20 protein-coding genes and 3 pseudogenes are annotated in these 19,649 nt (G+C 68.7%); 10 read left to right on the top strand and 13 right to left on the bottom strand.

The window, feature by feature from the left end:
• Positions 1-147: 147 nt before the first annotated feature.
• From OG819_RS50110 to OG819_RS50100, 3 genes are all read left to right on the top strand, one after another.
• Positions 148-450, top strand: a complete 303-nt coding sequence (locus tag OG819_RS50110; protein ID WP_266656565.1) for a hypothetical protein — start codon at positions 148-150, stop codon at positions 448-450.
• A gap of 337 nt (positions 451-787) precedes the next feature.
• On the top strand, positions 788-1,150 hold the full coding sequence (locus OG819_RS50105; RefSeq protein ID WP_266656368.1) for a hypothetical protein: 363 nt from the start codon (positions 788-790) through the stop codon (positions 1,148-1,150).
• 39 nt (positions 1,151-1,189) lie between these two features.
• Positions 1,190-1,837 carry a hypothetical protein gene (locus OG819_RS50100; protein ID WP_266656366.1) on the top strand — a complete coding sequence of 216 codons (648 nt, stop codon included), beginning with the start codon at positions 1,190-1,192 and terminating at the stop codon, positions 1,835-1,837.
• Here OG819_RS50100 and OG819_RS50095 read toward each other — a convergent pair.
• Together OG819_RS50095 and OG819_RS50090 are read right to left on the bottom strand one after the other, a co-directional pair.
• Positions 1,824-2,021: a hypothetical protein gene (locus tag OG819_RS50095; RefSeq protein WP_266656364.1), complete on the bottom strand. Its 198-nt coding sequence runs from the start codon at positions 2,019-2,021 to the stop codon at positions 1,824-1,826. The genes OG819_RS50100 and OG819_RS50095 overlap by 14 nt on opposite strands.
• The gene (locus OG819_RS50090) at positions 2,008-2,151 is read right to left on the bottom strand and encodes a hypothetical protein (protein ID WP_266656362.1); all 144 of its coding nucleotides are present in this window, start codon (positions 2,149-2,151) and stop codon (positions 2,008-2,010) included. Before OG819_RS50090 ends, OG819_RS50095 begins: the two co-directional genes overlap by 14 nt.
• Positions 2,152-2,687: 536 nt before the next feature.
• Between OG819_RS50090 and OG819_RS50085 the strand changes: the two genes are divergently transcribed.
• The 3 genes and pseudogenes from OG819_RS50085 (at position 2,688) to OG819_RS50075 (ending at position 4,978) form a co-directional block, all read left to right on the top strand.
• On the top strand, positions 2,688-3,119 hold the full coding sequence (locus OG819_RS50085; RefSeq protein ID WP_266656360.1) for a (2Fe-2S) ferredoxin domain-containing protein: 432 nt from the start codon (positions 2,688-2,690) through the stop codon (positions 3,117-3,119).
• Positions 3,120-3,231: 112 nt separating this feature from the next.
• A pseudogene (locus OG819_RS50080) lies at positions 3,232-4,293 on the top strand (NAD-binding protein); the annotation flags it as partial.
• A 118-nt stretch (positions 4,294-4,411) separates the two neighbouring features.
• On the top strand, positions 4,412-4,978 hold the full coding sequence (locus OG819_RS50075) for a hypothetical protein (protein WP_266647764.1): 567 nt from the start codon (positions 4,412-4,414) through the stop codon (positions 4,976-4,978).
• Here OG819_RS50075 and OG819_RS50070 read toward each other — a convergent pair.
• The 4 genes and pseudogenes from OG819_RS50070 to OG819_RS50055 form a co-directional block, all read right to left on the bottom strand.
• Positions 4,896-5,852: an IS5 family transposase gene (locus tag OG819_RS50070; protein WP_266647766.1), complete on the bottom strand. Its 957-nt coding sequence runs from the start codon at positions 5,850-5,852 to the stop codon at positions 4,896-4,898. The genes OG819_RS50075 and OG819_RS50070 overlap by 83 nt on opposite strands.
• 528 nt (positions 5,853-6,380) lie before the next feature.
• A complete protein-coding gene (locus OG819_RS50065) occupies positions 6,381-6,803 on the bottom strand; it encodes a hypothetical protein (protein ID WP_266656358.1) in 423 nt (140 codons plus the stop codon).
• Positions 6,800-6,970, bottom strand: a pseudogene (locus OG819_RS50060) (IS5/IS1182 family transposase); the annotation flags it as partial. The gene OG819_RS50065 and the pseudogene OG819_RS50060, both read right to left, overlap by 4 nt.
• 10 nt (positions 6,971-6,980) lie before the next feature.
• Positions 6,981-8,171, bottom strand: coding sequence for an IS110 family transposase (locus tag OG819_RS50055; RefSeq protein ID WP_266653268.1), 1,191 nt, complete (start codon positions 8,169-8,171; stop codon positions 6,981-6,983).
• A 775-nt stretch (positions 8,172-8,946) separates the two neighbouring features.
• On the opposite strand from OG819_RS50055, the pseudogene OG819_RS50050 reads away from it, so the two are divergent.
• The 3 genes and pseudogenes from OG819_RS50050 to OG819_RS50040 form a co-directional block, all read left to right on the top strand.
• Positions 8,947-9,532: pseudogene (locus tag OG819_RS50050) on the top strand (transposase); the annotation flags it as partial.
• Positions 9,533-10,065: 533 nt separating this feature from the next.
• The gene (locus OG819_RS50045) at positions 10,066-10,200 is read left to right on the top strand and encodes a hypothetical protein (RefSeq protein ID WP_266656356.1); all 135 of its coding nucleotides are present in this window, start codon (positions 10,066-10,068) and stop codon (positions 10,198-10,200) included.
• A gap of 209 nt (positions 10,201-10,409) precedes the next feature.
• Positions 10,410-11,312 carry an N-acetyltransferase gene (locus OG819_RS50040; RefSeq protein ID WP_266656354.1) on the top strand — a complete coding sequence of 301 codons (903 nt, stop codon included), beginning with the start codon at positions 10,410-10,412 and terminating at the stop codon, positions 11,310-11,312.
• Between the two features lie 86 nt (positions 11,313-11,398).
• On the opposite strand, the gene OG819_RS50035 is transcribed toward OG819_RS50040, so the two are convergent.
• The 6 genes from OG819_RS50035 to OG819_RS50010 all read right to left on the bottom strand — a co-directional run bounded on the left by OG819_RS50035 (position 11,399) and on the right by OG819_RS50010 (position 18,349).
• A complete protein-coding gene (locus OG819_RS50035) occupies positions 11,399-12,238 on the bottom strand; it encodes a transposase family protein (RefSeq protein WP_266656352.1) in 840 nt (279 codons plus the stop codon).
• Between the two features lie 63 nt (positions 12,239-12,301).
• Complete coding sequence (locus OG819_RS50030) at positions 12,302-12,757, bottom strand: hypothetical protein (protein ID WP_266656341.1); 456 nt, start codon at positions 12,755-12,757, stop codon at positions 12,302-12,304.
• Between the two features lie 811 nt (positions 12,758-13,568).
• Entirely contained in the window at positions 13,569-14,078 is a 510-nt protein-coding gene (locus OG819_RS50025) for a hypothetical protein (protein ID WP_266653364.1), read from the bottom strand.
• A gap of 35 nt (positions 14,079-14,113) precedes the next feature.
• Positions 14,114-14,710, bottom strand: a complete 597-nt coding sequence (locus OG819_RS50020; RefSeq protein WP_266653362.1) for a DUF6262 family protein — start codon at positions 14,708-14,710, stop codon at positions 14,114-14,116.
• Entirely contained in the window at positions 14,700-17,207 is a 2,508-nt protein-coding gene (locus OG819_RS50015; RefSeq protein ID WP_266653360.1) for a tyrosine-type recombinase/integrase, read from the bottom strand. The genes OG819_RS50020 and OG819_RS50015 overlap by 11 nt, the downstream gene beginning before the upstream one ends.
• Positions 17,204-18,349 (bottom strand): tyrosine-type recombinase/integrase, encoded by a 1,146-nt coding sequence (locus OG819_RS50010; RefSeq protein ID WP_266653358.1) that lies wholly within the window; start codon positions 18,347-18,349, stop codon positions 17,204-17,206. The genes OG819_RS50015 and OG819_RS50010 overlap by 4 nt, the downstream gene beginning before the upstream one ends.
• A 134-nt stretch (positions 18,350-18,483) precedes the next feature.
• On the opposite strand from OG819_RS50010, the gene OG819_RS50005 reads away from it, so the two are divergent.
• The gene (locus OG819_RS50005; protein WP_266656339.1) at positions 18,484-19,059 is read left to right on the top strand and encodes a hypothetical protein; all 576 of its coding nucleotides are present in this window, start codon (positions 18,484-18,486) and stop codon (positions 19,057-19,059) included.
• Positions 19,060-19,107: 48 nt separating this feature from the next.
• Here the strand turns inward: OG819_RS50005 and OG819_RS50000 are convergent, their stop codons facing one another.
• Positions 19,108-19,581 carry a hypothetical protein gene (locus OG819_RS50000; RefSeq protein ID WP_266656337.1) on the bottom strand — a complete coding sequence of 158 codons (474 nt, stop codon included), beginning with the start codon at positions 19,579-19,581 and terminating at the stop codon, positions 19,108-19,110.
• Positions 19,582-19,649 lie beyond the last annotated feature (68 nt).

Genomic DNA, 19,649 nt, shown 5'->3' with positions numbered 1-19,649 from the left:
CGCGGTGTGCTCCGCGTGGGCTGCCGGCCCGCGTCCGCCCACGCCTTCGGTCTCCCTGACCCCACCGGAGGGCATCGCGTGTGCCTCGGTCCGCGCGGGGGTCGAAACGGCGGGCTCCGCCCCGGGAGCGGCGGGCTCCGTCCCGGGATGACCGCTGCGCAGCTCAGTGTGGAAACCGGGCAGTCCACCGGGCACGGCCGCGCCACCCACCACGACCGGCCCGGTCGCGGACGTCCCGGCTCGCGGCGGTCCCGATTCGGCCCGAGCCTGCCCGGACGCCGTGACATCCCCGGCCCCAGCCCCGGCCCCAGCCCCGGTCCCGGGAGCGGCGACCGGACCCGTCCCGCCCGCCGCCACCGGCCCCGCCTGCGCCTGCGGCGGCCCGGCCTGGCCGGCCAGGCCGGAGGGGACATCGGCATTCACGGGTACACCGGACGACGCGAACCGTGACGCGCCGGACGAAACCCCCGACCCCGTTCCAGCCTGGCCCGTTCCCGTCGACCCCGTTCCCGTCGACCCCGCCGCTCCCGTTCCAGCCGACCCCGTCGTTCCCGTTCCGGTCGGCCCCGCCCCCGTTCCCGGGACCGTCGTCCCGGCTCCCGGCGCCTCCGGTTTCTCCTTCGTGTCGCCGGTCTTGAGGTCCAGCTCCGAGAACCCGCCACCGCCCTCACCATGGGGGATGTCGATGTGGGGAACGTGGATGTGGGGGCGTTCGGCCATGACACCGACCGCTCCCGAGATGAAACCCAGTCCCAGACCACCGTTGTAACCCGAGGCCGCGTTACCGATGACCGTGGCACCCAGCCCCGCCGCCCCGCCCACCGCGGCCCTGGCGGGCAGCGACCTCAGCCCCGCGGCACTCTTCCACTCCGTGAAGTTCTCCGTCTTCCACGCCGGCCGCGTCACCGCCGGCGGCGTCACCCAGCTCGTCATCTCCGCCCGGACCTCGGCCACACGAATGACCCGCTCCGGGCCCTTGAGGCCCTCCGCGTCAGCCCTGCGCGCCCCGGACTTCTCCCCCAGCCTGCCCACCGCGGACTGCACCCCATGGATCAGACCCGCGCCCAGCACGCCACCGGCCACACCCGTCAACGCGCCGAACGCCGTGGCCTGCGTGTTCCACGACTGCCGCACCCCCGCCGCCATCTGACCCGCCTGGATCCCCACGTCCAGACCCACGTTGAAAGCCGTGCCCGCCAGCGCGCCGTTGACCATCCTGCCGCCCAGCTCACCCGCCGACCGCGCCACACCCTTGTCCACACCCAGCCGCTCCAGCAACTGCGCGATCCGGCTCGCGGAAGCCGCACCCGCCGCCTGCAACGCACGCGAGAACGACGCACGCGCGGCCACCGAACGCAAAATCCGGCCCAGCAGCGTCCTGGCCACCACCGCCGCCGCGGCCTCCACCGCCTCGATCAACGCCGAAACACCCGGCACCCACGACCACGGCAGCAACGCCGCCAGCTCCGCCGCCAGCCAGATCATCACCCCGATGATCATCAACTTGCCGTACTGGATCTCCGCCGCGGTCGACTTCGCCGAATCCCCCAGCGCGTTCGCCGTCTCCACCAGATCCGGTATCACGGCCGACAGCCGGTCCAGCAGATCCGTCATCGCGTCACCGGCCGGACCGGTCGCACTGGCAGCCGCACCGGGAATCACACGCCGCAACGCCTCAAGGATCTCACCCAGCAGCCGGGCCGCCTCCTGGTCCAGCTGCCCCAGCTCCCACAGGAGCCCCTCCTTGACCTTCGGCCACTCACTACCCACCACGATCTTCGCCAGCCAGGCCAACGCCCCCGGCACCTCGATGGTGTCCACGCTCAGCCGTCACTGAGATCGGCGGCGATCTTTCCGGTCGTCTCATCCACCTGCTGGAACACACCCGCCGTGCCGTGCGCCGCGTCCGCCGAACCCGCACCCAGCGGCCCCAGACCCTGTATTGCCTCCACCAGCCCCTGCTGAGCCGGCAGGAAACTCTCCCTCAACTGCCGGCCCTCCTCACCATCACCGATGAACATCCCCCGAGCCCAGCTCCCGCGTCCGCGCCTGGAGCCGGTCCGCGAGCTCCTTCCACCGCTCACCCAGCTCACCCAGGGCCGACCCCACCCGGGCCATCGCCTCGGCGTCATTCCTGACCGTCTCGCTCATCACCGACCACCCCTCGCCTAGGCAGAACACACCCCGCGACCCAAGCATCCGAACCGCCGTCGCACTGCCGTCCCGGGCGCAGCCTGCCCTTCTGGCCGCGAGGAAGTGCCCCAACGGGCCCGTGGTCAGGCGGCGGCGCCACGAATTCACGGGCTACTTCGGTGGTGCGCGGTCGGCGCTGGCAGGTTGTCTCCTGGCCATCGACGAAGCCCGACCGTCGGTTAGGTCCCGGACGAATCTCCGGGCCGCCCCCAGACAGGCCGGGGATGCAACCATTCCCTTCAGAGCTGGAACCCCCGGAAGCCGACCGCGCGTGAGAGACCATAACCGCGGGCACTGACAACGGACCTGCCGGTGATCGACGGTATGGGTGCGCGTTCCCGAATCGAGAGTGCCGGCCGGCCGCTCACGGACGTAACACCTGGCCGGGCCGGCCTTCGCCGTTGCGCCGCCGTCCATCTCGAACCAATCGCGACGGGGATCGTCAACTATCGTCTGCGGCTGTAGACGTACGTTCGACAAGGAGAGCCGACCCGTTGAACCGAGCCTCGGCCGGCAGGTCTCGTACGGTGGCGATCGGTGCCGCCGCGTCGCGGCCCTGCACACTGGTCGTCTGCCGTGGGTGTTGCTGCGGCGATCCGCGGAAGTATCCCGACGACGATCACGTCTGGCAGCTGGAGCGGTTGCGGGCCGGGGCCGAGGCGTCCGGGGGACGCTTCGTGGTGCGGACCGTGGACTGTCTCGGACCCTGCGACCAGGCCAATGTCGTGGTCGTGCAGCCTTCGGGGGACGCGCGGCGCCGGGGTGCGCGGGCGATCTGGATCGGGTTCGCGATGGGGGACGACTGCACCGAGGAGCTGGTGAGTTGGGCGTCCGCCGGAGGGCCGGGGGTCGCCGAACCTCCGGTCGCGCTGGAGTTGCAGTTCGTCCGGCCGCCGCGCGAGGCACGGGCCCGTACGCGTCGCTGAGGCGACGTCGGTCTGCCGGCCGCCCTCTGGAACCACACCTCCCCGTGCGGCACTCTTCTCCCTCGTGGGGACCCTTCCGTATCAAAGCCCGTCGACCGACACGACCGCGCACATGGTGGTGGCCGGTGACGACGCCCTGGCGCACCGGCTGGCCGCCGAACTGCGGGGTGTGTACGGCGAACGGGTGACCCTCGTCGTGCCGCCCACCCAGCGCAGTGTGCGGCCGCCGGTGGTCGGGCGGGCGCGGGCCTCGACTCTGTTCGACCGGATGTCCGCGGCGGTGAACCGGGCCGCGGGCAACGGGGAGGGTCCGCCCAACCGGACGGCCGAACCCGCCGGTTCCGAGCGGGTGTTGGAGGCCACCGAACTCACCGAGTCCGTACTCGCCGAGGCGGGTGTGGAACGGGCCGCCGCCCTCGCACTCGTCCATGACGACGACGAGACCAACATCCGGGCCGCGCTCACCGCGCGCCGCCTCAATCCGCGGCTGCGGCTCGTCATACGGCTCTACAACCGGCGCCTCGGGCAGCACATCGAGGAACTCCTCGATCAGGCCTCGGCGTTGGCCATGACCGTGGCCGATGGTGAGGGAGACGGTGGCGGCGGGAGCGGGGGGATCGGGTTCGATGCCTCCACCACCGTGTTGTCCGATGCCGACACCGCCGCGCCCGCGCTCGCCGCGACCGCCGTCGCCGGGACCAGCAAGGTCGTCCAGACCGATGGGTTGATGCTGCGGGCGGTGGAGCGACCGCCGCCGGGGCCCGGTGAGGTCGCCGATCCCGGGCTGTGCACGCTCGCGCTGCTGTCCGCCACCACCAACGACCCCGCCGGGGCCGACGGTTCGGAGAGCAGCGGGTCGCAGGGGCCTCGGCTGCTGCCCGACGAGCGGGCCGTGGCGGCGGCCACCGGGCGCGGGACCGTCGTCCTGGAGACGGTGTCGTACGCCGCGTCCGCGCCGTCCGCCGGGCGCAGCGTCGTGCCCTTCGGCTCGCTGCTGTCGCGGCGGCTGCGCTGGTCGTTCGCCGGACTGGTGGGGTGTGTGGTGGGGCTGGCGGTCGCGTCGATGCTCGTCACCGGGGAGCCCCCGCTGCAGGCGACCTATCTGACGTTGCTCGATCTCTTCGCCATCAACAACCCCGCCATCGGTCAGCCCATCGGGCGGCAGATTCTTCAGTGCGTTGTGGCAAAGGGAGTCCCTGTTCGATGAGCAGGGACTATTCCGTGTGCGGAGCATGATTGCGGAGGGATAGGGGCAGGCAGCGGACGGCTTGTTGTGGATCGAGGAGGGTGCGATGCCGTCGGTGCTGGGGTTGATGGAACAGCGTGAGGCGCGGGCGAGGCGGGATCTGGAGTCTTGGACGGAGGTTCTGGAGCAGGCTCAGGCGGAGGTGGATGCCGCGCGGGAGCGGGTCGAGCGGGCCCGGGTGGGGCGTGAGGAGCTCGTGTCGGTGCTGGCCGAGGAGAGCGACGTTGATACGCCGGTTTCCGTGTCGTCTGGCGGTGAGACGGCTGCCGGTGTGGGATCGAGCGGCCCCGGCGCGGGGCAGGGCGAGCGGCCGCCGGTGTGGCGGTCGGGCATGGGCGAGGAAGCGCTCAGGGGCTTGTACCGGGAGGTGTTCGCCGCGGTGGTGGCTGCGTCGGGGCCGGTGAACGGAGTGGAGCTGACGCGGGCGGTGGGCCGGGAGGCGGAGATCAAGAACGAGGTGGAGAAGATCCGTCACCGTGCCTATGTGCTGGAGAAGCGGGGCTGGCTGGTGCGGGCGGGGGACGGACGGTTCATGCCCGCGCCCGCAGCAGTCGGCCGGGGCGCCTCTCCGGCCAGCGCGGAGCGTCCCCGGCCAGGCGCCTCGACAGCCTGATCACAGCGGCCCACCACACCATCTGGGTGTGGTGGTCGGGGCGGCGTTCGTGGTCGCGGTTGAGGCGGCGTGAGCGGGAGAGCCAGCTCAGCGTGCGCTCCACCACCCACCTGCGGGCCAGTACGACAAATCCGCGCCTGCCGTCGGAGCGGCGCACGACCTCGATCCGCACTCCGTGGCGGGCAAACGCCTTCGCCAGTGCCGGACCCTGGTAGGCGCTGTCGACCCACACCAACTTCAGCAGCCGGCCCGGCTGGTCCATGAACGTCTCCAGCAGCGCGGGGGCGGCCTTGGAGTCGTGCACGTCGGCCGTGGTCACGGTGACCTCCAGGAGCAGGCCCTCGGTATCGGTCAGGATGTGACGCTTGCGCCCGTCACGTGACTTCCCGCCGTCGTATCCGCGGCTGTCCTCGCCGACGGTCTCGGAGGCGTCCACCGACTGACTGTCGATGATTCCCGCGCTGGGCTCGGTGTTGCGGCCTGCGCGTTCCCTCGCCACGCAGCGCAGGCGTTCGTGCAGCTCACGCACGTAGTCGCAGGCCCGCCAGCGGCGGAAGAAGTCGTAAACCGCCCGCCAGTACGGGAAGTCGACCGGCAGGGCCATCCACTTCACGCCGTTGTCGACCAGGTAGCGCACAGCGTCGAGCATCTCGCGGTGGCAATACGCCTCCGGACGCCCGCCCTGCTTGAGGAGCCAGGCCGGTACCGGCATCGCCGCGCGGACCTCGGCCCACTCCGCGTCCGTCATGTCACTGGGATAGCAGCCTGCCCGCCGTCCCGGAGCGATCGAACCGAACCTGTGCGCGTAGCAGTCGCACTCCGGGGTGACCGCGGTGGACGCGGGTACAGCAGAGATGGTCAACTGGTCGGACAACGGGTCTCCTTGCTCGTGACCGGCCTCAACAACCACGTCACTACCAAGGGGCCCGTTTCTTCATGCCCGCGACCACACCGGCAACTCTGTCCGAACGATCACCCGCGCCGCAGGCTTCGAACGAGATCCGGTTTGCCACAACGCACTAAGAGTTGATATCCACCACACGATCAGTGCAGCGCGTCGCCGAGAGCCAAGGACCGGAGCGGCCCTTCCGGTGCTTCCGACAGTTGTGCCAGCACCTCGTAGTCGGCGACCGAGTCCGCTGCGTGCCCCGCAGTTGCCGTTCGATGTACTGGACAAGCTGACCTCATCGTCATCAGGCTGCGCCAGGCTCGCTGCTCTTGGTCGTGGAGCCATCGGGGGCACTCATGTGAAGCACCATTTCCGCGTGGTTGACGAGCGAAACATCCTCCATCTAGGGTATGGGTAACAAGTTAACTATCAGAGGTTGTGCCGTGAGAGGGCGGTACGTGAGGTGATGTCCGTTTCTCCCTTTCGGGAGGGGCAAGCGGGGTTGCCGGGCGGCTACGGCCGCGGCTGGGTGAACAAGCCCTGCTCGGTCTCGGCCAGGATTCCGTGCTCGGTCAGCCGTTTGAGTTTGAGGCGGGTGTTGTTGATGTTGTTGGGTGCGATCTTCAGGTCCATCGCCTCGCACACCTGCCGCGCCCGTAGCGGCGCGTCGGACGCGGCGAACACCGCCATGATCTGCTGGTAGGCCGGATGGTCGGGCAGTTTCGGTGCCGGCGGCGCGGGCGGCTGCGGATCGGGCAGTTCCAGCAGCGTCTTGCGGGTGATCCGGACCTCCTCGGCGGCTCTGTCGAGCTCGTCCAGCCGTGCGGTCAGCCGCGCGATCTGCTCTCCCGTCGTCTCGGCCTGCGCGGCGATCTCGCGTTCCCGCTCCTCCAGCCGGGCCAGCACCGCCCCGAGGGTCAGCTCCCCGCCGGTCATGCGATGCGCCAGGCCGCAGCGGTGGCCCCGGTCGGCCGGCGCAGTATCACCGCAGTCATCGCCCAGTACACCCTCGACTCCGAACTGCGCGGCAGGTGCTTGTAGTCACGCACCAGTCTGCGGTGCAGCATCAAGATCCCGTAGGCGCGCTCCACGATCCACCTCCTAATGATGTTGTCAAGCCGCAGCAGTGACGGGGAGGTTGCTTTGGTAGCACTGTCCGTCACGGATGAGAGCCCACAGGACGTTCACGCGTCGTCGGGCCAGGGCGAGGACGGCCTGGATGTGCCGCTTGCCTTCGGCGCGCTTGCGTTCGTAGAAACGACGCGACTGGTCGCAGCTGCGGATGCTGATCAGCGCGGAGGTGTAGAAGACGCGTTGCAGCCCGCGGTGATAGCGCCTGGGCCTGTGCAGGTTGCCACTGATGTTGCCCGAGTCCCGGGGGACCGGAGCGACTCCGGCAAGGCTGGCCAGGCGGTCAGCGGTGCCGTAGCGGCTCATGTCGCCGGCGGTGGCGGCGAGGAACTCCGCGCCCAGCAGTGGGCCGATGCCGGGCATGCTGGAGATTACTTCGGCGAGTTCGTGGTCGCGAAACCGGGCCGCAATGAGCTTGTCGATCTCGGTGATCTGCTCGTTGAGGCTCATCACCTCCTTGGCCAGGGTATGGATCACCTGCGCCGTGATCTTCTCCCCGGGGACGGCGGTGTGCTGGCGCTCAGCCGCTTCCAGGGCGACCTCGGCCAGGGCTTCGGGACTGCGGGTGTTACGGTTCCGCAGCCAGGTCTCCAGGCGCCTGCGGCCAGTTCGACGCAGAGCGGCCGGCGTCTGATAGCCGGTCAGCAGAATCAGCGGCCCGGCGTTGCCCAGGTCGAGGACTCGCTCCAAGGCCGGGAAGATGCTGGTGAGTTGGCCGCGCAGGCGGTTGATCCGGCGGGTGCGGTCGGCGTTCAGGTCGGCCCGACGGCTGGTGAGGATCCGCAGTTCGATGGCGTGCTCGTCGTCCGGCTTCAGGACGGTCAGGTCTCGGCGCATCCGGGCCTGGTCGGCGATGACGGTGGCGTCCTTCGCGTCGGTCTTGCCCATGCCCCGGTATCCGGCCGAAGCCCGGTTAACCGCCAGGCCGGGTATGTAGACGAGGTGCTGGCCGTGGTTGAGCAAGAGGCTGATCCACAGTGCGGCCATGCCGTCGGCAACGTCGACCGCCCAGACCACGTCCTCGTCGAGGGCCAGCACATCGGCGAGCAGGGCCAGCAGCTCCGGCTCGTCGTTCAAGACCCGTCGCGACAGCAACCGTACGCCCTCCGCGTTGAGGACCACGCAGTGGTGATGGGTCTTGCCGATGTCCGTACCCGCCCAGATCTGGGCCACCTGTTCCTCCGGTCGTTCGATGACGCTCTGTTCTCCCGGACGACCTCGCCGGCGTGGTCCTACTCAGCGATCCGCTCGAAGGCGTTCGCAGCTCCTAATCAGCGGCCGAGTCGTCGTGAGACACCGGGCGGCCAGGTGGATGGAACCATCGAGGGCAACCGCTTGGAAGCCATACCCGGTGTCTCTGGGTCTCTGGACCTTACGACGGCCCGTCCAACCCACGAACAAGGTAGGACGTCTCCTAATCCGTGGGTAGGACGGTCTGCCAGATCGGGAACACGGACGAGCCGTTCGAGAATGCCGGGACTGTGGCGTCTGGCTTCATTCAGGCTCCCGAAACCTTTCCGTGCATCGGTGGGGGCCCGGCTCTGATGGTGGTGGCGGTCGCTTGGGCGGCGGACGGACGCCTACACGTCTCCGGGCTTCGACGCCTAGCTGTAGACCGCGCGGCGTCCGGTGCCCTCGCGACCACCGCCACCGTCAACGCCGCCAGCTTGATCACTCGTTGGTGTTGGTGGTGCGAGCCCATCGCACGGTGACCTCTTGGTACCCCCGAGCCGATCTTGGAGCTCCCGCACAGACCGAGGCCCGTGGGGTGCGCTGGTGCCACGAACAGCTGCTGAGGTGGCGGACCGGCCCCGAGGGTCGAGTCCTGGGATTAGGTCGCTGCGTGGTTCCGCTCGAGCTCGTGACCCGTACAAACGCATAGGCACTACCGGGAGGGACCTTGATCTACTGCGGCATCGACTGGGCAGAGAAGACACACGACGTGGCGATGGTCGACCACACCGGAACGCTGGTCGCCAAACGGCATATCACCGACGACGCAGCGGGCTACAAGGTCCTTCTGGACCTGCTCGCCGAGCACGGCGACACCGAGGACAACCCCGTCCCGATCGCGATCGAGACCTCCCGCGGCCTGCTGGTCGCCGTCCTGCGCACCGGCCGGCGGAAGGTTTACGCGATCAACCCTATGGCCGCCGCCCGCTACCGCGATCGCCACTCTGTCTCGCGCAAAAAGTCCGACCCCGGTGACGCCCTCGTGCTGGCGAACATCCTGCGCACGGACATGCATGCCCACCGGCCTCTGCCCGACGACACCGATCTCGCCCGCGCCATCGCCGTCCTGGCCCGGGCACAGCAGGACGCCACCTGTAACCGTCAGACCATCGCCAACCAGCTCCGCTCGCTGCTGCGTGAGTACTACCCCGCCGCCCTGGCCGCGGTCGAGCCGTGGAAGAACGGCCTGTGCCGTCCCGAGGCCCACGCCCTGCTCAAGGGCCGCCCCCACCCCCAACCGCGCGGCTCGCCTGACCCGCACACAGCTCCAAGCCACCCTCAAGCGCGCCGGACGCCAGCGTGGCATCGAGGCGGAGGCCGACCGGTTGCACCTGGGGCCGGAGCGGCCGCACCCCGCAGGTGACGGCATGTGCGGTTACCGGAGTCCGATCGACTACGAACACGACCACCGAGCCAGCTCCGCCTTGGAGCTGGCCGCTTAGAAGATCTCCACAGTCCGAGGGGATTGACAGAATTTCTTGCGCACCGCGCCGCAGGACACCACGGACATGACATGACTCACCGCGGGGTCCATTCACTATACGTGACGGGATGGAAACCGTGGCATGCCCATGCGCTCAGGTGCGCGGCACAGGTTGCGCTGGGGTGACGGATGACCTCGGCGACCGGTTGGTTCGTACAATAGGGATATTCACGCAAGAATCAATATATGATGCGATTTACGCAATCTTGGGTTCCCCGAAGATTCAAGGGTGGGCCTACCTGGAGTTGGCATGAGCGTTCGTGGCAGCGCGAGTGGCACCGCAGGGCCTGGCTACGGTCGGCATGCCGGCGTTTGCGTTCGGTGCTGGTCCCGCGCAGTCTGGCTGGCCAGATGTTCATGCTGGTGGTGGCGGTTGTGATGCTGCTCGTCGCAGCTGGGGCAGCGGTGCTTGTACTGCAGGAGAGGAACGACAGTGAGGACAAGATCCGCGCCCAGGCGCTTTCCATTAAGTGGTGTGCATCGTGAAGTAGCAGGTCACGGGCCTGGTGTGCGTCGGCTCCGGGGTACTCATGCTGGTGACGGGCGGGTGACTTGGGTGGAGATCGTCGGTCAGCGGGCGACTTCCCCGTTTGTGAGGACGAGCAGGCGTGTGCGCCTTCCCTCATCGTCGCCCACTGCCGCGGCGCCGCCTAAATCCGCTGGCGGCCAACGCCTCGTCCTGTGACAGTGCGGGAATGGAGTGGAGAGCCGTTTCCGTGGCGGACGTCGACGCCCTCGCCGAACTGCTCGGCCGGGACGAGGAGGCGACTGTCGGTCGCCGCGAGTCCGGCCCCGCCGAGGCGCGCAGCATGCTGGCCGCCCCCGGCCTGGACCTGCCCTCCCGCACGTGGACCGCGTCGGGGCTCGACGGCGGCCTGCTCGGCTTCGCCGCCCTCCATCCCGCGCCTCAGCCGTGCGAGCTGCGTGCGCAGTTGGTCGTCGCGCCGTCCCCGGCTGCATCTGCCGTCACCGCGTCGCTCCTGGACCGCCTCGACGTCTGGGCCGCCCACGACCTGCCGACCCCTGACACGCCGGTGACGCTGTATCAGCTTCCTGGCTGCTTCCCCCACGACCAACTCCTCAGCCGCGGCTGGACGGTCGTGGACAGCAGCAGCCGCCTCACCGTCGACCTGGACGCCATCCGCCTCCCCGAGCACCCCGCGCCCGCGGTGCGTGCGGCCCGGAACGAGACCGACCTCCGCACCGTCCACTCCGTGCTGAACGAGGCCTTCACCGACGACCGGGAGCACCCCCACCCGGACTTCGACGCCTTCCACCACGCCCAGCGCCGACGCGAGGGCTACAACCCCGACTTGTGGCTCCTCGCCGAACTTGACAGCGTCCCCGCCGGCGCCCTTATCGCCCGCGACCCCGTCGACCGCGCCTGGATCGCCTGGTTCGGCGTTCACCCCGCCCACCGCCGCCACGGCCTCGGCGCCCAACTCCTCACCACCGCATTCAGCCTCCTCCGCGCCCGCGGCCACCGCACGGTCGGCGTCGACGTGGACACCCACAACACCGGTGCCATGCAGGCCTACACCTCCGCCGGCATGACCCTTCTCGGCGCGGCCGACCAGTGGCGCAGGACCTACGTCTGAACCCGGCGCCCGCCCTGCGTCGGGCAGGGCGCCGCCGCCGGTGGTAGGCCCAGGCGAGAGCCAGAACGATCGGTGGAGATCACCGGTCAGCGGGCGACTTCCCGGTTCGTCAGGACGAGCAGAGCCCGCACCAGCGCGGTCGCCCACCTCGGGTCGGTGCGGACCTTGCCGAGCACGCGCCAGTTCTTCAGATGCGCGAAGCCGTGCTCGACCGGGGCCCGGACCGCGGCCAGCGCCTTGTTGGACAGCTTCTGCCCCCTGGTCAGGGGCCGGTTGCGGGCCGCCTTGTAGCCGGTGATCACCGCCGGGTCCGCGTCCGGGCCGCCGTCGTCGAGACCGACGAAGCCCAGGTCCGCGATCGCGCCGAGGCCGGCCGCGCGCAGGTGGGCGGTGAGTTTGTCGTGGCGGCAGGCGGTGATCTCCGAGGCGCGTCCGGGCCGGACCGCGCTCACCCAGACCAGTCGGCCCTTGTCGTCGGTGAGCGCGATCACGAGCAGGCCGTGGCACTTGTGCTTGCCGGAGTAGTTCTTCCGGTTCTCGGTCCCGGTGCGGCGGTGGGTGCGGATCAGGGAGCCGTCCAGCAGGACCACCCCGCCACCCGATCGGGCGATCTTCTTCAGCGCGCGGTCCAGGCGCGGGGCGCGGGCGGCCAGCAGCCCGACGACTTCCCGCACCCACCGGGACACCGTGGTGCGGTGCACCCCGTTCCCGCCGGCCAGATCGCCGGGCCGCTGGTCACAGCGCAGCACAGCCAGCACGATCCCGGCGATCCTCCCCGCGGACAGGGCCCGCCACCGCGATCCGATCTTCCTCAGGTGGCCGCGTATCAGGCAGCTGAGCCCGTTCAAGGTGGCGCTCGACAGCGGCAGGCGAGCGGTGTAGACAAGACCGTCGGGACTCTCGGCGAGGCTGTTGTTTTTCTTCACACCAAACTCAACTGCCGCCGAGGGCCCTCCAGTTACGCCACTGCGGCTGCCGGGCAGGCACGGCTACAGGCGCGCGGTGAACTTCCCGTCGCCGCGCTTGTGCAGCCAGCCGCGGTCCGCGAGCTTGACCAGCTTTGCCCGCAGCGGCTCCAGCTTCCCGCGCACCTCGACCTGAAGGCCCAGCTCTTCGCCCACCGCCCGCACCTGCACCGGACCGCCGGCGGCCCGCACGATCGCCAGGATCCGGCGGTAGTCGCCGGGAAGCGCGGCCTCGTCAACACTGTCGCCGCGGTGCGGGACCAGCAGCACCGCCCGCCCGCCGACCTGCGCCCACGCTGGTGCGACGGCAGCCCGTTCCCCGGCGATCTGCTCGCTCATCCGCGCCAGAACCCGCTCAGCGACTGCGAGTTCGTCCCGCTCGGCCCGCACCTGGTCCAGTTGCTTGACCAGCGCTTCCTCCAGACTGTCCAGTTCCGCGCTGCGCGCTGCGATCCGTTCCAGTACCTCGGGGTCCACCATGCCCGGGAGCGTAGGAGCCCCCTGGCTGGAACGGACCAGAACCCGCGAAGTCCTCCCTGCCCGACGATCTACACGGCAGACTGCCGCGCGCGACCAGCACGAGCACCGGGGCACTGAATCACACCAGGCCCGTGACCTGCCACTTCACGATGCACACCACTCAGTGTCAGCAGGGCACGTTCATCGGTGCTCAAGGCCATGCGCTCAGGCTAGAGGTGGTCGCCGGGCAGATCAGCCCACCTGCGATGCCTCGCCGGTGGCGTGTCTTCCACTGCGCTGGACCATCCGTGTTGTGTGACCGCAACCAGCGATGTTCACTGGCGTTATCTCGGGTTTGTGTGGCGTCGTTGCAGCTCAGAGCTTCGCTGCTGTGTGAGGGACGTTAGCCACGGTCCCGCTTCAAATAGGGTGACGGGGTGTCTCAGAGTCCTGATCAGCCGCTTCTGCCGTCTCGTCATCAAGTTGGCAGCCTTCGTGACTTCCTCCATGGAAGGACGTACTCGGCTGCCTCAGTCACCATCCGGCTCGACGGTGCACCGTCTCATGCTGCGGGCTCGCCTCTGGATGACGTGAGCAAGGTCTCCGATGCCCTGTATGAGGTTGTCGACGGTCTCGCTAGGCAGGTGCTGGACGCGGTTTTCTCCGGGCAGCCGAACGCTGAGGCGCGTGGCGCTGGGTCGCGCTCTTGCTGATCGCCCAGAACTGGCGGGACTCACCTGATCTGCCGGCAGAGTTGAAGACCTTGGTTAATGAGGCCCTTCCACTCTGATGGGCGGCAACGCTGGATCGTCACCAGTCGAGCTCCGTCAGGTCATCGCTCCTGGTCTCCAGCTGCGCGGAGTCTGGCAGCGGCTTCAGCGGGTGTGTCGTAGTAGCCGGGGCGAGCCAGGAGGACCGAGCTGAAGTAGTAGCCCTGTTCTTCGTCGGGTTTGTCGTCCGCTTCGAAGGGGCGCCAAAAGCTGAGAAGAAGGTCTGGTGCGATGAAGGAGGCCGGGTCGTCCTCGGCCTCGGTGATCGTGGCGAGCCCTCGCAGCTGGGTGACCACCTCGGCAGCGGGCAGACCGAAGACATCGATGCCGCGGAACCGGACGATGTCTTGGCCGCTGGCGGGTCGGCCCAGCTCGATTGCTTCCAGCTTGCCGCGCGAGCAGTGAATGCTGACCATCAGGCCGCTTGGCCGGAAGACGAACCTGCCCAATTGGTCTGATTCCGAGATCGCTGAGGAATCGCGGAACGAGGCGAGCGCTTGGTCTGCCGCCTCGCGGGGCATGCCGATGACCAGGGCGCCGAGACCGGTGGGCGGCGTGAGTTCGAATTCCATGAGCGAATGATTCCAGAACCGATGATCGGCGGGATTCAGCGCTCTGGTGGCAACCGATTCTCGTTGCGGATCATGCGGCGGAGGCTTGTGCGGGCAGCTGCCAGGTCGTCCTCGAGCTCGGTGACTCGTTGCCGGAGCTGTGTGTTCTCTGTGGTCGCCTGCCGTTCCGCCGTGGAGAGTCGTAGGTTCTCCTCGGTGAGCTCGCTGATGCGGTTGACCAGGTCGTGGTTGCCTAGCTGTTCGACCTGTTGGCCCAGATGAATGCGGGCTTGTTGCCGTAGCTGTCCGTTCTCGGTTCGGAGCTGTTTGATCTCCTGTCGGGCGAGAAGCAGGTCGGTCTGCTCGCTGGCGGTGGAGACCTTCCGCCCGCTCCGCTGGTCCTGGTGGCCTTGGGCAGCCTGTCGGGCTCGTGCCTGATCGATGCGTTCGCGCAGGCCAGGAGCATAGACGAGCCAGCTGGAGACGCCGGCTTCGCGGGCGACCGCGGCGAAGGTGATCCGGCGGTTGTCGCGGAGCATGTCCTGGACGGCCTTGAGGACGCGTCCCCGTTTGTCGGCACTGTCCCGTTGACGTGCGGCCTTGAGGATGTCTGCGGGTGTCCTGGAGGGCTTCTCGGATGTCTCAGCAGGCATCCGGGGCGTCCTTGCGGATCACGGTCAGCGGCAGCAGCTTGTGGTCCCGGGTCGCGCGAACCTTCCGCAGGACCGCGCTGGCCTCCTCGATCTCCTCGCGCTCGTCCTGGGGGAGCTTGCTGAGCCGGTCACGCATGGTGTCGGCGACGGTCGTGAAGGCGGTGATCTGGTCGGCGAGGTTGCGGACGACGAAGTCGTCGGCGTCCATGGCCTTGGCAGTCTCGCGGTCGGCCCGCAGGTCGTTGACGTGCTCTTCGATCGCGGGCAGGTAGGACGGGTCGGGGCGATAGAAGCCGCAGCCGGCGCACTGAAAGCGAATCGCGCAGGCTTTGCCGCCCGCCTTGACGTTGCTGGGCTCGCGACAGTTGCCGAACGGGACGGCGACCGATTGCGCCTCGTAGTCGGCGGTGCTGGTGAACGGTGCCGGCCGTCCGGAACGGTCGATGGTGTGCTGCCGCATGGTCGTGATCGCTTCGCGTTTCCGCTTCAGGGACACCTGGTAGTACGACATCGTGGTGACGATCGACCGGTGGTCCATGAGCTCTTTGAGCACGTCAACGGGGACGCCGGCGTCGGCGTAACGCTGGGCATAGGCGTGCCGGAACGCGTAGAGGAAGATCAGCGAGCGGTCGAACGGCAGCCTGTTGCCGTGCTCGTCCAGTTCGTCGCTCAGCAGCACCGGGATGGCCGCGACCCAGTCCCGCATCGCGTTGGCCAGGTTGGACCCCATGTGCGCGATCCCGCTGCGGCCAGTGATCGACGGGAACAGGTACTTCCGGCTGCGGGAGGGAACCTCCAGCTGACGTCGACGGGACTGCCAGGTCCTGATCACCGCGGCGGTCTCGCGGGTGATCGGCAGCTTGCGGCCGTAGCGGCGCTTCTTGACGTTGTCCCAGATCAGGGTGTCTTCGACTCCGTGGGTCTCCACGCACTCGAGCCGCAGGCTGGCGATCTCGACGGGACGGCGGCCGGTATCACGTAGGACCAAGTAGGCCGTCTGCATCATCAGCTCGACGTCGGCCGGCTCCATCTCGCCGTAGCGGAAGCCGGCTCCCATCAGGGCAAGGTGGGCATCGAGCTGGGCGATGACGGGCTCAGGGACGGCCCGGCCGGCGGCGTCCTCGCTCGTCTCCTCGGGCGGCAGGACCAGTGTTTTGTCCCGGTCGAAGCTGCCGGGCATGCCGGTCAGCATGTCCGTCTTGCGGCCGAAGTCGACGATTTCCATGAAGTAGCCGAACGACTGCTGGCGATGGTTTCGGCTGGCGAGTTCGTCATCGGTGGTGCGTCGGATGCGGCTCATCGCGGTGAAGACCGCCTGCATGTCGGCGAACCGCAGCTTCGTGTAGTCCTGGCCCCCGCCGGGCCGTGCATGCAGTGCATCGGAAGCGACGACGCAAGCAGCGAACACCTGCTTGAACTTGCCACTGTCCAAGCTGACCGTGGTGGCCCATGTCTTGATCACCTCTCGGAGCCACGGCTGGCGGATGGCGGAAGCGTCGACCTGCCCCGGGCGGCTGCGGCGCCCGCCCAGCGCCGGGGACCGCAGATTCATCCAGCCCAGGTCCCACGTGTCGGCATCGGTGGGCGTCAGGCCGCGGAACGACAGAGAGGCTCGGCGCAGGCCTCGAACGGTCTCCCGGATCAAGGCCGCGAGGTTGTGGTGCTGGTAGATCCCCTCGATGAAGGCCGCGACGTCCACCGTCAGCAGGCTCGGGACGCCCTCCAGCCGGCGGGTCAGATGGCGGGTGGCCATCGGCTCGATGATGCCGCCGCGGGCATCCCGTTGCTGCAGTGCGTAGAGAAGCTCCCAGCGGACAGGGTCCTCCAGGTCCCGCAGGGTGAACTGGTGGGTGAGCAGACGTGTGGCCACTTGCCGGGCCCATTGCTCGGGGTCGCGGGTCGCGCCCGCCCTCTTGTCACGGTCCCACCGCTGGACGTGCGTGCCGCAGAGTCCCGCGACCACTCGCTGGTTGAAGCAGCCCCGGACGATGCAGGTCGGCCTTGCTTCCAGCGGCTCCGCAGTGGTGACAGCCAGCCATTCCTCGACTGTGGTTTCCGGATTCCGGCGCCGGCGCCAACGCGAGTAGTGGGTGCGGCAGATCTTGCCGCTGTAGGCCGGCCGTTCGCATCTGCCGGAGAGACCTTCCAGAGCGCATGGCTCGCGTTCGGACCCCCATTTCGTGCGGATCCGTCGGGGCCGCTGGTAGGTGGCGACGAACTCTTCCCGGCTCAGCGTGCTGATCCTGTGAGCATCCAGGCAGTGCCGGCAGAGCAGGTTGCGGGAGGGCATCACGGTCCAGCACGAGGTGGTGGCGCACTTCGAGGCCGAGGTGCGCGGGTTGTCCACGTCGCCGTCGAAGAACCATGCCTGCTGGGACCACTCGCCCGGCCGCCAGAGAGGATCGACCTGGTCCTGCAGCCAGCTCGTCCAGGCCGTCAGGTCGAGGGGAACGACGTCGGAGTGCGGCTCCGCTGTGATCGGGGCGGGACTGGTCACGAGCGCCTCCCTGCTGCCACCAGCTCGACTGCCGCCCGCTTGTCCGCGTCACTGGCGTGCAAGTAGGGAGTCAGCGAGGACCGGGAGACGTGCCCCATCAGGTCCTGGACCACGTCCTCGTCGACGCCGGCGCGGACCCAGGCCGTGGCCGCCCCGTGCCGCAGCATGTGCGGACGTGCGGTGAGCTGGGTCTTCTTCGCCAGCCGGTCGAAGAGCTCCTTCGCCGTGCCGTAGCGCATCGGTCGCCCGAGCGGGACGTGGAAGAGGTTCACGAAGACCATGTCGCAATCGGCCGCCTCGGGGACCTCGTCCCGTTCGAGCTGGTAGTCCGCATAGAGCCCGGCGAGGTCCTCGGTCACCGGGATAACCCGGGCGAAGCGGGACTTGGCCAGGGCTCCGTTGGCGTTGTTCGCCCGCCGCCGGACGTGAATGTGCGGGCCCTCGACCCGGCATCCGAGCATCCGTGAGTCGCTGAGCAGGTGCATGTCCTGACGGCGTAGTCCCAGTGCCTCGCTGATCCGCTCTCCAGTGCAGCCGAGCAGGGCGATCAGGAACCGGTCGCGGGCCCGCGTGGCGACCTGGAACAGCTGGTCAGCCTCCTCCGGAGGCAGATACTCCACGGCCTCTTCGGACGGCTCCGGCAGCTTGAGGATCTTCGTCCTCACGGTGCGGAACTGGCCGTCCTCGCCCGCATCCTTGCCCGGGGGAAGCCAGCTCAGGTACTTCGGTTCCGACAGCCGGCCCACAAGCTCCGCGTCCACCCACTCATTGCGCGAGCAGAACCGCAAGAACTCGCAGACCCCGGTCATCACCGCGTTCGCGGACTTCTCCATCCGGAAGCGCGGCGGGGACGACAACCGCGGGCTGCGTGGAGGTAGCGGCTCGTCCACCAGCCAACGCAGGAACCGGGCCAGGTCGAGCAGCGTGATCGACTTCCAATCGAGGCCACGTTCGGAGCACCAGGTCAGCAGCAGAGCGGAACGGATGCCGTACGCCTTCTCGGTGTTGAACGACCGACCCATGTCCCGCAACGAAGCCAGGAACAGGCAGGACTCATGGTGAAGCCGGTACGACTCATCGACCACGACCCACAGCGGGCCCCCGTCGACCGGGGACTCGGCGCATGCAGCACGGAACTTCATGACACCGATGACTGACCGTCAAGACGTGCCTCACAACCAACAGATATCTCACAGTCACACGGACTGATGAGCCCATGTGCCTCACACAACAAGGGCAAGATCAGGACCGCAGATAACAGGAAGTTACGCAGGACATGGCACGTAAACGACACGACCCCGCGCAACGGCGGGCCCGGGAGGCAGCCCGCCGAATTGCGGCCGCCGAGCGGATCGGTCCGCGTCCCAAGCGCACCCTGCGCCCGCGCAAGTCGGCGACGCTGTACGACCTCAACCCGCCCGGTACCTTCTACCGCGACTGGGCCCGGCCGACCGTGCCCCAGGGCATGAACGGCGCCGGCCCGCTCGACGTCGTTGTGGCCCACTTCGGTCCCGACTCCGGCGAGGCCGACACGATGAAGACTCTCCTCGCGTACGCAGAGATCTACGGCCAGCAGATCCCCGTGGATGCGGCCCGGCATCTGGAGACACTGGCGCGTCTGTCGGGCATGGCCGCCGAGGCGGCCGCTGCCCAGAACATCAGCGAGGACGAAGCCGTTGAATCGCTGCACTCCCTGCACGCCCAAGGCCTTTTGCTCGTTGACGATGACGGCTCGGTGTGGCTGACGGTGCCACCCGGCACGCCGTACTCAGCGCCCGACGGCGGGTGGGCTTTCGTGGAGAAGCGCATGAATGCGCCGAAGGAGCCGGTCGCCGCCCTGGACTCCCCCTGACGCTGACGTCACCGATTCGGTGCCCGGCTCGAACCCGTGCTGACCTCGTCACGACTGGGACGTGGCGGGCACCGCAACAGGTGGTCCCGGCATCGGGGCTCCCTCCCAGGAGGCTTTGGCCGCGTTCCACTCCATGAGGAAACGGGCGGGCAGCTCCCGCCGTTCAATGACGCAGGCCGCCAAGGAGTTGACGCGCACGCCCCTGTCACCGACCCGTTCGACGAAGCCCCGGGCGGCCAGCCGGTCGACAGCCTCCAGCACTTCAGCAGGCGCCAGGTAGTCGAGCGGCATGAGGAAGAACACCACCTGGAAGTTCTTGACGTCCAGCACGGTTGCCAGTTCCTGTCCGGCCAGTTCGAGCACGAGCCACAGCAGCGCCGCGGCCTCGTAATGAGAGCGGGCCAGCTCCGCGACCACGTCCTTGTGCAGCGACACCACCAGAGTGTCGGCGCAGTCGGGGTCCAGCGGCATGAAGTGACGGTCGGCGTCCGGCGGCAGGATGCGGTACACGGGCACCTGCATAGCCTCTTCGGCGTCCCGGATCCGGCCCCGGTGCAACTGGGAGCGCCCGGCCCGATCAGGCGCGCACT

Origin of the sequence: Streptomyces sp. NBC_01549 (genome assembly GCF_026339955.1) — a bacterium.
Taxonomy (GTDB): Bacteria; Actinomycetota; Actinomycetes; order Streptomycetales; family Streptomycetaceae; genus Streptomyces.
Note: the sequence above shows the minus strand (reverse complement) of the source record. Positions and strands in the feature narration are given on the sequence as shown.

Excerpts from the sequence above, each read along its gene's own strand:
- OG819_RS50090 (WP_266656362.1), bottom strand. The coding sequence starts at position 2,151 with ATGAGCGAGACGGTCAGGAATGACGCCGAGGCGATGGCCCGGGTGGGG.
- OG819_RS50095 (WP_266656364.1), bottom strand. The coding sequence starts at position 2,021 with ATGTTCATCGGTGATGGTGAGGAGGGCCGGCAGTTGAGGGAGAGTTTC.
- OG819_RS50020 (WP_266653362.1), bottom strand. The coding sequence starts at position 14,710 with ATGCCTGCTGAGACATCCGAGAAGCCCTCCAGGACACCCGCAGACATC.
- OG819_RS50110 (WP_266656565.1), top strand. The coding sequence starts at position 148 with ATGACCGCTGCGCAGCTCAGTGTGGAAACCGGGCAGTCCACCGGGCAC.
- OG819_RS50000 (WP_266656337.1), bottom strand. The coding sequence starts at position 19,581 with ATGCAGGTGCCCGTGTACCGCATCCTGCCGCCGGACGCCGACCGTCAC.
- OG819_RS50025 (WP_266653364.1), bottom strand. The coding sequence starts at position 14,078 with ATGGAATTCGAACTCACGCCGCCCACCGGTCTCGGCGCCCTGGTCATC.
- OG819_RS50040 (WP_266656354.1), top strand. The coding sequence starts at position 10,410 with ATGGAGTGGAGAGCCGTTTCCGTGGCGGACGTCGACGCCCTCGCCGAA.
- OG819_RS50105 (WP_266656368.1), top strand. The coding sequence starts at position 788 with ATGACCGTGGCACCCAGCCCCGCCGCCCCGCCCACCGCGGCCCTGGCG.
- OG819_RS50075 (WP_266647764.1), top strand. The coding sequence starts at position 4,412 with ATGCCGTCGGTGCTGGGGTTGATGGAACAGCGTGAGGCGCGGGCGAGG.
- OG819_RS50010 (WP_266653358.1), bottom strand. The coding sequence starts at position 18,349 with ATGAAGTTCCGTGCTGCATGCGCCGAGTCCCCGGTCGACGGGGGCCCG.
- OG819_RS50030 (WP_266656341.1), bottom strand. The coding sequence starts at position 12,757 with ATGGTGGACCCCGAGGTACTGGAACGGATCGCAGCGCGCAGCGCGGAA.
- OG819_RS50045 (WP_266656356.1), top strand. The coding sequence starts at position 10,066 with ATGTTCATGCTGGTGGTGGCGGTTGTGATGCTGCTCGTCGCAGCTGGG.
- OG819_RS50065 (WP_266656358.1), bottom strand. The coding sequence starts at position 6,803 with ATGACCGGCGGGGAGCTGACCCTCGGGGCGGTGCTGGCCCGGCTGGAG.
- OG819_RS50005 (WP_266656339.1), top strand. The coding sequence starts at position 18,484 with ATGGCACGTAAACGACACGACCCCGCGCAACGGCGGGCCCGGGAGGCA.